The following is an 11,614-nucleotide window of genomic DNA, read 5'->3' as shown; positions in this document are numbered from 1 at the left end:
GAAGCGTGGCGACACGTGCAGCTGACGAATACTAATCGATCGAGGACTTAACCAACAAACTGAAACGCAAGTTTCCCACAATGTCGATTTATCCAGTTTTGAGCGAACAAGCTCAAGAGTCCAGTGATGATGGCAAAGAGGCCACACCCGTTCCCATCCCGAACACGGAAGTTAAGCTCTTTTGCGCCGATGGTAGTTGGGGGTTTCCCCCTGTGAGAGTAGGACGTCGCTGGTCTATAATTTTGGTCCCGTGGTGTAGCGGTTAACATGCCTGCCTGTCACGCAGGAGATCGCCGGTTCGATCCCGGTCGGGACCGTCATTCCAAAAAGTGAGCACAGCGAACCCGCTGTGCTCTTTTTCTATGGAAACAATATATTTTGATTTGCAAGGCTATCTCCGCTAAACTATGAAAAGACTCAAACGAGGTGAAGAGACATGAGCTTTACGATTACAGTGCAATCGCCGGAACAGACAGAGAAACTTGCCATTCGATTGGCTTCTCTTTTACAGCCCCAGGATCTCCTGACACTGGAAGGTGACTTAGGGGCAGGCAAGACGACTTTTACTAAAGGCTTGGCAAAGGGGCTCGGTATTGAACGAACAGTTAATAGCCCCACTTTCACTATACTCAAGCAATATGAAGGCCGATTAAATCTGAATCATTTTGATGTATATCGCTTGGAAAACAGTGATGAAGATATCGGTTTTGATGAATTATTTGCTGAAGAAGCCGTATCGGTGATTGAATGGGCTCAGTTCATCGAAGATTATTTGCCGGAAGACCGTTTGGATATTGTGATTCGACGCTTGTCTGAAGAGGGGCGTGAGGTGGAGTTTCAACCGCGCGGCGCCCGTTATGAAAAAATATGCAGGGAGCTAATGCAATGATTTTAGGAATCGATACGTCGAATTCACCACTGGCTATCGCTTTGGTGAGAGACGATACAGTATTAATAGAAGAAACTCAAAATCTAAAGATCAATCATTCCTTAACTGCTATGCCGGCAGTAGAGGAATTGATGAAAAAAGCGAAAATCGCTCCTGGTGATCTGACACGCATTGTTGCGGCAGAAGGGCCTGGATCTTATACAGGCGTTCGAATTGGCCTGACGATCGCGAAAACTCTCGCATGGTCGTTAAAAATTCCGCTGACCACAGTATCGAGTTTGAAGGTTCTTGCAGCGAACGGACAGGGATTTAACGGAATGGTTTGCCCTGTCATGGATGCAAGGCGTGGTACTGCTTTTACGGCACTGTATGACGGGCGTAATCTGGAAACGGTCATTTCAGATCGGCATAGTGATTTCAAGACGTTTTTGGAACAAGTCCATACACATGGATGGCCGGTTTTATTTACAGGGATTGACCTTGAAATTCACCGCCCGCTGATCGAGGAAATACTTGGGGACTTGGCTCATTTTGCGCCGTTCCAAAACAGGCTGCCAAGAGCATCGAATTTAATTGCTTTGGCAGCGGGTGAAGAAGTGAAAGAAGTGCATCATACGGTTCCTGAATATCGCCGGATTACAGAGGCGGAAGCGAATCTTGCAAAAATGGATGAAGGACAAAGCCGATGAGCGAATCAGTGAAATTCCGGAAAATGACCATTCATGATGTGGAAGCAGTTTATGAGATTGAAAAGCAATCGTTTACGCTCGCTTGGACAAAAGAGGCTTTTGAGCAAGAGATGCTGAAAAATGAATTTGCGTACTATGTCTTAGCTGAAACGGCAGATGGGGTCGTGGGTTACTGTGGCATGTGGCTTATCATGGACGAAGCACATATCACTAATATCGCCATCTCACCCAAAGAACGGGGCAAGAAGTTCGGAGAAGCTTTGATGAGAGAGGCAATGGAAAGAGCGAAAGCACAAGGTGCGAAACTAATGACATTGGAAGCACGTGTCAGTAATGTAGCTGCGCTTAATTTATATAGGAAACTAGGATTTCAAAATGGTGGCATCCGAAAAGGTTATTACACGGATAATCAGGAAGATGCCATAGTTATGTGGGTGAATTTCGATGAATAAAGACATTTTCGTATTGGGAATAGAAACGAGCTGCGACGAAACAGCAGCTTCAGTCGTAAAAAACGGGACAGAAATCATCTCCAATGTGGTGGCATCGCAAATTGAGAGCCATAAGCGCTTCGGGGGCGTCGTACCGGAAATTGCGTCGAGGCATCATGTCGAGCAAATCACGATTGTTATTGAAGAAGCTCTGCAGCAGGCGGATCTAACGCCAGTTCAGTTATCTGCGGTGGCGGTTACGGAAGGTCCCGGGCTAGTCGGGGCTTTGCTGGTCGGTGTCAATGCAGCAAAAGCCTTTGCCTTTGCCCATGGCTTACCGCTGGTGGGTGTGCATCATATCGCAGGCCATATATATGCCAATCGACTGGAGCAAGAAATGGAATTTCCGCTTTTGTCATTGGTCATTTCAGGAGGGCATACTGAGTTGATCCTCATGAAAGAGCATGGTGATTTTAAAGTCATCGGCGAAACAAGGGATGATGCTGCCGGGGAAGCCTATGACAAAGTGGCACGGACATTGAACTTGCCGTATCCGGGAGGCCCTCATATCGACCGGTTGGCGCATCAGAGCATAGAAGCAGTCGATTTTCCCCGTATTTGGCTGGAAGAGGGATCCTATGATTTCAGCTTCAGCGGATTGAAATCGTCTGTGCTGAACTATATGCATAACATGAAACAGCGCGGGGAGACTCCTGTGCCCGAAGCTGTTGCCGCAGGATTCCAAAACAGTGTCGTGGAAGTCGTAACAGAGAAGACTTTGCGGGCAGCAAGAGAATACTGTGTGAAGCAAGTGATTGCAGCAGGCGGTGTAGCGGCGAATAAAGGGCTCCGCAGATCGCTTACAGAGACTTTTGAAAAAGAAAATATTCCTTTCTTTATTCCGCCTCTGCCGCTTTGTACAGATAATGCAGCGATGATTGCAGCGGCTGGAACGGTGATGTTCGAAAAAGGATTAATAGGGGATATGGCCATGAACGGGCGTCCCGGAATGCCTTTAAATTCATGGATTTAACTGAAAGCATTCCCGCAATTCATTGAGAATTGCGGGAATGCTTCTTTTTTTATGAATAATATCCAAATCTTACAAGGACATAGAAATCTGTTTTCTGTCAATAGAGAACATTTGTACTTATGCACAATTTGTGAATAAGCTGTTAACAACCTATCGATAAACAGTGGATTTCCTATATATTGTGGAGTCTTAGGTGGAAAACTATGTGGATAAAAGAAAAGGATCCTGTGGATAATGTTTGTAACTCTGTTGATAGTTGATTTTACAACTCTTTTATTGTGAACAAATCTGTGGAAATATTTATTTCGCCAAATGGTATTGACCTATATATAGAAAAAGAAAAACCGCATACCCAGTATGCGGTCAGGAATTCAGTTCTTCAAGTTGTTCTTGCAGTTCGAGCCATTCGGCCATGGTTTCTTCATGTAAGTGCTTCAGCTCTTCGAGACGTGATTGCAACGGCATGACGCGTTCATGGTCCTGGAAAATATCTGGTTCGCATAGCTGTTCTTCAATCGCTGCGATTTCTTCATCCAGAGATTCCATCGCCTGTTCGATTTCGGTGTTTTTCCTTACTAACTGGCGTTCGAGTTTTTTGGCTTCCTTATCGATCTGCGAGGTGGAGGCGGACGTTTGGGTTTCCGGCTGTTTCGCTTTTGCCTCGAGTGCATCCAGGGCCGCGAGTTCTTCGGTTTCGAGCTTTTTCTCCACGTAATAATCATAATCGCCCAAGTACTCGGTTGTGCCGTCTTGAGACAGTTCCACCACTTTCGTGGCAATCCGGTTCATGAAGTAGCGGTCGTGGGAAACGAATAATAGCGTTCCTGGATAATCGATCAAGGCATTCTCAAGCACTTCTTTGCTGTCGAGGTCCAAATGGTTGGTCGGTTCATCAAGCAGCAGGACATTGGCTTTTTGCATCATGAGTTTAGCAAGTGCCACACGCGCTTTTTCGCCACCCGATAACGTCGATACCGGCTTCAGGACATCGTCTCCGGTGAACAGGAAGCGCCCGAGAATGCTGCGGATATCCTTTTCGTTCACATGCGGGTAGTCGTCCCATAATTCGTTGAGGACGAGCTTATTGCCCTTTAAGTTTGCCTGCTCCTGGTCGTAATAGCCGAATTGGATGCCGGTGCCGTAATGGATTTCGCCGGCAAGCGCGGGCAGTTCTTTCATGATGGTCTTGAGCAGCGTCGATTTGCCGACACCGTTCGGCCCGACAAGTGCGAGACTGTCAGTGCGGTAAAGTTTCAAGGAGATGTTATTCGATACGGCGCGGTCGCCGTAGCCGACGGACAGTGACTGGATGTTCAAGACATCGTTGCCGCTTTGCTTTTGGATATCGAAGCCGAAGCGCGCTGATTTTTCGTCGCCTTCCGGAGCTTCCATCCAATCGGTTTTCTCGAGCACACGGCGCCTGCTCTGCGCCATTTTCGTTGTCGAGGCGCGGACCAGGTTGCGGGCGACATAATCTTCTAACTTGGCTTTCTCGCTTTGCTCTTTTTCGTAATGCTTGCGGTCGAGTTCGTATTGTTTCGCTTTTTCGCTTAAGTAGCGGCTGTAGTTGCCGGTGTATTTGCGGACCTTCTTGCGTGACACTTCGTAGACAAGTGTCACAACCTGGTCGAGGAAATAGCGGTCGTGGGAGACGATGAGAATCGCGCCCGGGTAATTTTTCAAATAGTTTTCGAGCCAGCTCAAGGTCTCGATGTCCAAGTGGTTGGTCGGCTCATCGAGAATCAAGAGCTGAGGCTTGGCGAGCAGGAGCTTCGCGAGCATGAGCCGTGTTTTCTGGCCGCCTGACAGGGAAGTGATTTTCTTTTCGTAATCCTCCGGATAGAACTTCATGCCGTGCAAGACAGCGCGCGTATCGGCTTCGAACTGATAGCCGCCTGCGTCTTTGAAATGGGTCTGGAGGAGGTCATATTCCTGCATGACCTTGGCGTTGCGTTCTGCGTCGCTGTAGACAGCCGGGTCGGCCATCGCCGCTTCGAGCTGCCGCAGCTTCGCTTCCTGGTCCCGGAAATGGGAGAAGATCTTCATCATTTCCTGCCACACGGTGGCGTCTGAATTCAAGTCGGTTTGTTGTTCCAAATAGCCGATCGTCAAATCTTTCGGCATGATCAAATCGCCGCTGTCGTATGACATTTCCCCGGCGATAATTTTCAGCAATGTGGATTTTCCGGCACCGTTGCGGCCGACGAGTGCGACCCGGTCACGATGTTGGACTTCGAGTTTGGCGCCGGAGATGATTTCCTCTGCACCGAATGATTTATGGATTTGATTGACTTGCAATACGATCATTGGGGTCACCTCTATTCTTCTTAAGTGTAGCTGATGGGCGAGTGCTTCGCAATTGCGCAAGCCTTTACATATCAAGGCCTGTCATGTAAGATTGATACGATTTGACAACAGTTCAGAAGGAAGCGATCACATGCTTGACGAATCAGCGAAAATCCCGCAAGCAACAACGAAGCGGTTGCCCTTGTACTATAGGTTTCTCCAGAATTTCGCCAACGCCGGGCAGAAACGCATCTCCTCCCAGGAGTTGAGCGAAGCGATGAAAATCGATTCAGCGACCATCCGCCGCGATTTTTCCCATCTTGGCGCACTCGGCAAAAAAGGCTATGGCTATGATGTGCAGGAGCTCTTGGCGTTTTTCCGCAAGACGCTTGACCAGGATGAAGCGACGAATGTCGCCTTGATCGGTGTCGGCAGCCTCGGCAGCGCGTTCTTAAAATACAATTTCCACCGTAACCATAACACGAAAATCATCCTCGCCTTCGATACGAATAGCCCCCATGAAGGGAAGCAGATCAGCGGCATCGATACGTACCATCCGGATTTGATTGAAGAGAAGATCAAGCAGTACGGCGTTGAAGTGGTCATTTTGACGGTGCCGTCGCGGTCGGCCCAGGAAGTGACCGACCGGCTCGCCGAGACAGACATCAAAGGCATTCTCAATTTCACGCCGGTGCGTATTTCGGTGCCTGAACATATCCGCGTCCAGACGATCGATCTGTCGGTCGAGCTGCAGACTTTGATCTACCAGATCAAGCATGATTAACATAAAACCTTCACATTTGAACGGCCTTTGGAAATAGCCAAAAGGCCGTGTTTCATGTACACTAGAAGCATACTACAGGAGGTGTCTGATATGGCTCCAGGTCCACTTAGCTTAATTATCATCGGGATTGTCGCGTTGCTGATTTTCGGCCCGAAAAAGTTGCCGGAACTAGGCAAAGCATTCGGTTCTTCCCTGCGCGAATTCAAAAACGCCACAAAAGGGTTGGCGGATGATGACGAAGATGACAAGAAAGTCGATACAGCGAAGAAAAACGATCTAGACAAGAAAGACGAGCACAAGTAACACGATAGGATGTTTGTCCGATGAACCAACAAAATGAAATGACGGTAGTTGAACATATAGGTGAACTCAGAAAACGGCTGACCTTGATAGTCGTTTTCTTTCTGTTCGCGCTCATTGCAGGCTTCTTTCTCGCTGAGCCGTTGATCCGCTATTTGCAGTTCAGCGAAGAGGCGCGGAATTTGACGCTCAATGCGTTCAAGATCACCGATCCGATCAAGATATATATGCAGGTCATGATGATTTTGGCATTGATCATTACATCACCATTGATCATGTACCAATTCTGGGCCTTCATCAGCCCCGGGCTTTCTGACCGGGAACGGAAAGTGACGCTCAGCTATATCCCGTTTTCCTTGTCGCTGTTCATCGGCGGCATCGCGTTTTCGTATTTGGTGCTGTTCCCGTATGTCATCGGGTTCATGCTCAATATATCGGAGAACCTGGACATCCAGGAGACGATCGGGATCAATGAGTATTTCCAGTTTTTATTCCAGATTACCTTGCCGTTCGGCTTTATCTTCCAGCTGCCGGTATTGATGCTGTTTTTGACGCGTCTTGGCATCTTGACGCCGATGATGATGACGAAATACCGGAAATATGCGTATTTGGCGCTGGTGACGATTGCCGCGTTCATTACGCCGCCGGATATTATTTCCCATATGATCGTGACATTGCCGCTGATTCTGTTGTATGAATTCAGTTTGGTCATTGCGCGCGTCGGTTATCGCAAGTTCCTGCGTGCAGAACAGCAGCAGGCAATTGAAGAACAGACAGAAGACCTTCCCCCGAAATGATGGCGGAAGGTTTTTTGTTTGGAATGAAAATGGGGTGGGGGTAGGAGATTGCGCTCCTGGCGGATGCTTGCCGGGTGGCGGGAATCGAGCCTCCTCGTCACTAAAACCGTTGCTCCCACATCTGCACAGCAGATGCGTCGCAAATGAATGTGCTCAGCACAGCTTCGCCTATTCATTGCCTGCGGGGTCTCTCAAACCCGCTAATCACCCAGGCGTCATCGCCATCCGCTTCATCTCTAAGTTTGTAGCAGTAATAGATTTCGTCGCTCTCTTACATCAAATGGTGATATGTATGGCTCGTTTATTTTGTTTTGTCCTTTCACTAGTACTTATTATTTTTCGAAAAAGTGAGGTGATATGTTCACTGCTCGGTGAAACGGCTATGTCTGTTTCGAGTGCATGGACGAAATACATAAAGTGTATATTCTGTTCAGCATTTCAAAGAAAACACCGCTCCAACTGGGGAGCGGTGTTTTTTGGTTATTGCAAGTTTTCCATTTGCTTGATGAAGGTTTCGATCTTGTCCATATTGAGCTGAATGAGCATGACGTAGCCGTTCAGCAGGATGTGCGCGATAATCGGGGTGAGGATGCGCTTGGTCCGCTGATAGAGGGCTGCCAGGATCAGTCCGGTCGTGAAGTAGAGCAAGAGATGCGTGAACTCGAGATGGACGAGCGCGAAGACGAGTGCCGAGATGGCCGTGGCGATCCAGAAGTTCATCGTCTGGTTCAAGGAGCCGAAGACCACTCTTCGGAAGACGAGTTCTTCGAGGATCGGGCCGAACAGGACGACCGCGATGATCGCGTACGGCACGACTTCAGCGATTCGGACGAGCGTCTGGGTATTGGCGGATCCCGGGTCGATGCCGATCGCCATTTCGATCATGGCGGCGATCGATTGCCCGATGATCAACAGCAGAAAGCCGAGGACGCCCCAGCCGATAGCAGCGGGAAGGCTCGATTTTTTGCCTTTCCAAATATTGAAGAAGTTGCGGTCGCGCAAGATGAGGATCATCGTGACCAAAAAGCCGATGCCCATCGTCAGGAAGATCAGCCAGCCGGACGTTGAAGCGCGTGCTGTGGCGTCGTCAAGCCCTTGGTCGCGGAAATAGCCGAGCGTCGGGCCGATAAAGAGGATCGGCATCAGCTGTACGGCCACGAAGACGAGCAGTACCAGGAGCGGCGTGCGCATGTTTTTACGCTTGCGCCCCCGCGGTTTTGCGGAAGCGGCGGTTTTATCTGGTGGGGTCATGTAGTCAAATTCCTTTCTTTTCACATGCTCCTTTTATTGTAGGGCTTAACGGAAAAAGGCGCAAAGAATTCAAAACGGTCTAGGGTTTCTGCTTGCAATTAACTGAAGATTTTATTAAACTTATCTATGGGTTAGCACTCAAGACTAGAGAGTGCTAAACGATTAGAAGCTATTTAATTTGAGGAGGGTGTTTCAATTGTTAAGACCATTAGGAGATCGTGTCATCATTGAGCTCGTCGAAGTGGAAGAAAAGACATCTAGCGGAATCGTCTTGCCAGGTACGGCACAGGAAAAGCCGCAGGAAGGCAAAGTGATTGCGGTAGGGAATGGACTTATCCGTGAAAACGGACAGCGCACAGAGCTGGACGTAACTGAAGGAGACCGCGTCGTCTTTTCGAAATATGCGGGCACAGAATTGAAATACGAAGGCAAAGAATATTTGATCTTACGTGAAAACGACATCCTTGCGATTGTCGGCTAAATAAGCATAAATTCTATTTAATAGGAGGAACCGAATCATGGCAAAAGATATTAAGTTCAGTGAAGATGCACGCAGCTTGATGCTGCAAGGTGTAGATAAATTAGCGGACGCAGTCAAAGTAACGCTTGGGCCAAAAGGGCGCAATGTCGTGCTTGAGAAGAAATTCGGCACGCCGCTTATTACAAACGATGGCGTAACGATCGCCAAAGAAATCGAGCTTGAAAACGCTTTTGAAAACATGGGCGCGAAACTTGTGGCGGAAGTTGCTTCCAAAACGAACGATATCGCAGGTGACGGTACAACGACTGCGACGGTTCTTGCACAAGCGATGATCCGTGAAGGCTTGAAGAACGTCACAGCTGGCGCCAACCCTGTCGGCATCCGCCGCGGCATCGAACTTGCTGTGGAAAACGCGGTTGAAGGCTTAAAATCCATTTCCCAGCAAATCGAAGGCAAAGAGTCGATTGCGCAAGTAGCGGCCATTTCTTCAGGCGACGAGGAAGTCGGCAAATTGATCGCAGAAGCGATGGAGCGCGTCGGCAACGACGGTGTCATCACATTGGAAGAATCACGTGGCTTCACGACAGAACTCGACGTCGTGGAAGGGATGCAATTCGACCGCGGCTACCAGTCTCCGTACATGGTGACGGATTCCGATAAGATGGAAGCGGTTCTTGAAAACCCGTTCATCCTTGTCACTGACAAGAAAATCGGCAACATCCAGGAAATCCTTCCAGTGCTTGAGCAAGTCGTCCAGCAAAGCAAACCGCTCCTCATCATCTCTGAAGATGTTGAAGGCGAAGCGTTGGCAACACTTGTCGTGAACAAATTGCGCGGCACATTCAACGCAGTGGCTGTTAAAGCTCCTGGATTCGGCGACCGCAGAAAAGCGATGCTCGAAGACATTGCTGCACTCACTGGCGCTGAAGTGATTACAGAAGACCTCGGCCTTGACCTGAAATCCACTAACATCGCACAACTTGGACGCGCAGCGAAAGTCGTCGTCTCTAAAGACAACACGACGATCGTTGAAGGCAATGGCGACTCCGAGAAAATCATCGCACGCGTGGCGCAAATCCGCAGCCAATTGGAAGAAACGACTTCTGAATTCGACCGCGAAAAACTGCAGGAGCGCCTAGCGAAACTTGCTGGCGGCGTAGCAGTCATCAAAGTCGGCGCAGCAACTGAAACAGAACTCAAAGAACGTAAACTGCGCATCGAAGACGCATTGAACGCAACACGCGCAGCGGTTGAAGAAGGCATCGTAGCAGGCGGCGGTACAGCGCTTATCAATGTCTACAACCAAGTGGCGGAAGTGGCAACGCAACAAGAAGGCGACGTCGCGACAGGCATCAACATCGTGCTCCGTGCACTTGAAGAACCGGTCCGCCAAATCGCAACGAACGCTGGCCTTGAAGGCTCAATCATCGTTCACCGCCTGAAAACGGAAGAAGTCGGAACTGGCTTCAACGCAGCAACAGGCGAATGGGTCAACATGCTTGACCAAGGCATCGTAGACCCAACGAAAGTGACGCGTTCTGCATTGCAAAACGCAGCATCCGTTGCGGCTATGTTCTTGACTACAGAAGCAGTCGTAGCAGACCTGCCGGAACCAGCAGCACCAGCTGGCGGCGGCATGCCTGATATGGGCGGCATGGGCGGCATGATGTAAGCCCTCAGCCCATCTAGAAAAATCCCCTCTCACATGATGTGAGAGGGGATTTTTTCGATATCGGAACGATAGGGAACTCTACTTCCTCGAAGTGTACTGAAAAACCGGATCCATCAACTCGAACTCATAGCTCTCACTATTCACCTTCCCGAGAACTTTTTCACTATCGTAAAGCTCCAGCATAAACTGTGCCATCTCTTTTGCGGTGTGGAACTTCTGTACATTGTCGCCATAGCTGAATTCATCAAGTTCCCGTGCCGTTTTCACGAATTCGGTTTCTGTCATGGATGGCGCGAGTATTTTAACTTTCAACTGAGCTCCGTTATCTTGCAGTTCCTGGGCCAGGCCTTCTGTAAATGCGCTCACGTAAAACTTGGTGGCAGCGTATGTAACGGCGTTTGGCACGATTCTGTAGCCTAAGTCAGATGATACGTTGATGAGCTGCGCACCTTCTTGGTCCGCATAGTCGCGTGCATAAAGAGTGGAGAGCGTGGTGAGTGCTTCTACATTTACGCGCAGCATCTTTTCCGTTTTAGTTACATCCTGCTCAGCAACGGTAGCACTGTTTCCGAAGCCGGCGTTGTTGACGAAGGTTTCAATATCGTAGTCTTTAAGGCTTTCGTATAGTGCATAAACCTGCTCGCTTTCGGATAGGTCGGTGGGTTTGATGACGACGTCCAGATCGGAGTTCATGCTTTGAATCTTCTCTTTAAGATTATTGAGCTCGGCATCCCTTCTTGCTACAAGAACAAGGTTTTTGCCGCGTATCGCAAAAGCCAATGCCGCTTCATATCCAATTCCTGAGCTCGCGCCTGTGATAACTGTGTACTTCATGTGAATCCCTCCATTGAAATGAATAGATAGCAAGTGTACAGAAACAATGAAACCCTCATGAAATTGCGCTGGCTCTTGAAGTGGAAGAAACAGCATTTTATAAAATGAGAATCTCTTAGATTATTTGGAATTATGAGAGTTCTTAAATGAAGATTATACACTATTTT

General features: G+C 48.7%; 12 protein-coding genes, 1 tRNA gene and 1 rRNA gene. 11 read left to right on the top strand and 3 right to left on the bottom strand.

Features of this window, described 5'->3' with window-relative positions:
• Positions 1-119 precede the first annotated feature (119 nt).
• The 6 genes from rrf (at position 120) to tsaD (ending at position 3,042) form a co-directional block, all read left to right on the top strand.
• Positions 120-235 (top strand): 5S ribosomal RNA (gene rrf / locus DP119_RS11480).
• A 9-nt stretch (positions 236-244) separates the two neighbouring features.
• Positions 245-317, top strand: a tRNA-Asp gene (locus DP119_RS11475).
• A 119-nt stretch (positions 318-436) separates the two neighbouring features.
• Complete coding sequence (tsaE, locus tag DP119_RS11470) at positions 437-889, top strand: tRNA (adenosine(37)-N6)-threonylcarbamoyltransferase complex ATPase subunit type 1 TsaE (protein WP_112233302.1); 453 nt, start codon at positions 437-439, stop codon at positions 887-889.
• Positions 886-1,578, top strand: a complete 693-nt coding sequence (gene tsaB, locus DP119_RS11465; RefSeq protein ID WP_112233301.1) for a tRNA (adenosine(37)-N6)-threonylcarbamoyltransferase complex dimerization subunit type 1 TsaB — start codon at positions 886-888, stop codon at positions 1,576-1,578. The genes tsaE and tsaB overlap by 4 nt, the downstream gene beginning before the upstream one ends.
• Complete coding sequence (gene rimI, locus DP119_RS11460) at positions 1,575-2,030, top strand: ribosomal protein S18-alanine N-acetyltransferase (RefSeq protein WP_112233300.1); 456 nt, start codon at positions 1,575-1,577, stop codon at positions 2,028-2,030. Before tsaB ends, rimI begins: the two co-directional genes overlap by 4 nt.
• Positions 2,023-3,042, top strand: a complete 1,020-nt coding sequence (gene tsaD / locus DP119_RS11455; protein WP_112233299.1) for a tRNA (adenosine(37)-N6)-threonylcarbamoyltransferase complex transferase subunit TsaD — start codon at positions 2,023-2,025, stop codon at positions 3,040-3,042. The genes rimI and tsaD overlap by 8 nt, the downstream gene beginning before the upstream one ends.
• 363 nt (positions 3,043-3,405) lie before the next feature.
• On the opposite strand, the gene DP119_RS11450 is transcribed toward tsaD, so the two are convergent.
• On the bottom strand, positions 3,406-5,349 hold the full coding sequence (locus DP119_RS11450) for an ABC-F family ATP-binding cassette domain-containing protein (RefSeq protein WP_112233298.1): 1,944 nt from the start codon (positions 5,347-5,349) through the stop codon (positions 3,406-3,408).
• 130 nt (positions 5,350-5,479) lie between these two features.
• On the opposite strand from DP119_RS11450, the gene DP119_RS11445 reads away from it, so the two are divergent.
• The 3 genes from DP119_RS11445 (at position 5,480) to tatC (ending at position 7,209) form a co-directional block, all read left to right on the top strand.
• A complete protein-coding gene (locus DP119_RS11445; RefSeq protein ID WP_112233297.1) occupies positions 5,480-6,112 on the top strand; it encodes a redox-sensing transcriptional repressor Rex in 633 nt (210 codons plus the stop codon).
• A 90-nt stretch (positions 6,113-6,202) separates the two neighbouring features.
• The gene (locus DP119_RS11440) at positions 6,203-6,415 is read left to right on the top strand and encodes a twin-arginine translocase TatA/TatE family subunit (RefSeq protein WP_112233296.1); all 213 of its coding nucleotides are present in this window, start codon (positions 6,203-6,205) and stop codon (positions 6,413-6,415) included.
• A 20-nt stretch (positions 6,416-6,435) separates the two neighbouring features.
• Positions 6,436-7,209, top strand: coding sequence for a twin-arginine translocase subunit TatC (gene tatC, locus DP119_RS11435; RefSeq protein ID WP_112233295.1), 774 nt, complete (start codon positions 6,436-6,438; stop codon positions 7,207-7,209).
• A 480-nt stretch (positions 7,210-7,689) separates the two neighbouring features.
• Here tatC and DP119_RS11430 read toward each other — a convergent pair whose 3' ends face one another.
• The gene (locus DP119_RS11430; protein WP_205853876.1) at positions 7,690-8,460 is read right to left on the bottom strand and encodes a CPBP family intramembrane glutamic endopeptidase; all 771 of its coding nucleotides are present in this window, start codon (positions 8,458-8,460) and stop codon (positions 7,690-7,692) included.
• Between the two features lie 196 nt (positions 8,461-8,656).
• Here DP119_RS11430 and groES point away from each other — a divergent pair, with 196 nt between their 5' ends.
• Together groES and groL are read left to right on the top strand one after the other, a co-directional pair.
• Entirely contained in the window at positions 8,657-8,941 is a 285-nt protein-coding gene (gene groES, locus DP119_RS11425; RefSeq protein ID WP_058381756.1) for a co-chaperone GroES, read from the top strand.
• Between the two features lie 37 nt (positions 8,942-8,978).
• Positions 8,979-10,613 (top strand): chaperonin GroEL, encoded by a 1,635-nt coding sequence (gene groL / locus DP119_RS11420; protein WP_112233294.1) that lies wholly within the window; start codon positions 8,979-8,981, stop codon positions 10,611-10,613.
• A 78-nt stretch (positions 10,614-10,691) separates the two neighbouring features.
• Here the strand turns inward: groL and DP119_RS11415 are convergent, their stop codons facing one another.
• Positions 10,692-11,447, bottom strand: coding sequence for an SDR family NAD(P)-dependent oxidoreductase (locus DP119_RS11415; RefSeq protein WP_112233293.1), 756 nt, complete (start codon positions 11,445-11,447; stop codon positions 10,692-10,694).
• Positions 11,448-11,614 lie beyond the last annotated feature (167 nt).

Origin of the sequence: Planococcus maitriensis, from assembly GCF_003289925.1 — a bacterium.
GTDB classification, from domain to species: Bacteria; Bacillota; Bacilli; order Bacillales_A; family Planococcaceae; genus Planococcus; species Planococcus maitriensis.
The sequence above is the reverse complement of the archived record's forward strand: the minus strand, read 5'-3'. Positions and strand labels throughout refer to the sequence as shown.

Bases quoted from the DNA above. Each gene is read 5' to 3' on its own strand.
- tsaE (WP_112233302.1), top strand. From the start codon at position 437: ATGAGCTTTACGATTACAGTGCAATCGCCGGAACAGACAGAGAAACTT.
- rimI (WP_112233300.1), top strand. From the start codon at position 1,575: ATGAGCGAATCAGTGAAATTCCGGAAAATGACCATTCATGATGTGGAA.
- tsaD (WP_112233299.1), top strand. From the start codon at position 2,023: ATGAATAAAGACATTTTCGTATTGGGAATAGAAACGAGCTGCGACGAA.
- DP119_RS11440 (WP_112233296.1), top strand. From the start codon at position 6,203: ATGGCTCCAGGTCCACTTAGCTTAATTATCATCGGGATTGTCGCGTTG.
- tatC (WP_112233295.1), top strand. From the start codon at position 6,436: ATGAACCAACAAAATGAAATGACGGTAGTTGAACATATAGGTGAACTC.
- groL (WP_112233294.1), top strand. From the start codon at position 8,979: ATGGCAAAAGATATTAAGTTCAGTGAAGATGCACGCAGCTTGATGCTG.
- DP119_RS11450 (WP_112233298.1), bottom strand. From the start codon at position 5,349: ATGATCGTATTGCAAGTCAATCAAATCCATAAATCATTCGGTGCAGAG.
- DP119_RS11430 (WP_205853876.1), bottom strand. From the start codon at position 8,460: ATGACCCCACCAGATAAAACCGCCGCTTCCGCAAAACCGCGGGGGCGC.
- DP119_RS11415 (WP_112233293.1), bottom strand. From the start codon at position 11,447: ATGAAGTACACAGTTATCACAGGCGCGAGCTCAGGAATTGGATATGAA.
- tsaB (WP_112233301.1), top strand. From the start codon at position 886: ATGATTTTAGGAATCGATACGTCGAATTCACCACTGGCTATCGCTTTG.
- DP119_RS11445 (WP_112233297.1), top strand. From the start codon at position 5,480: ATGCTTGACGAATCAGCGAAAATCCCGCAAGCAACAACGAAGCGGTTG.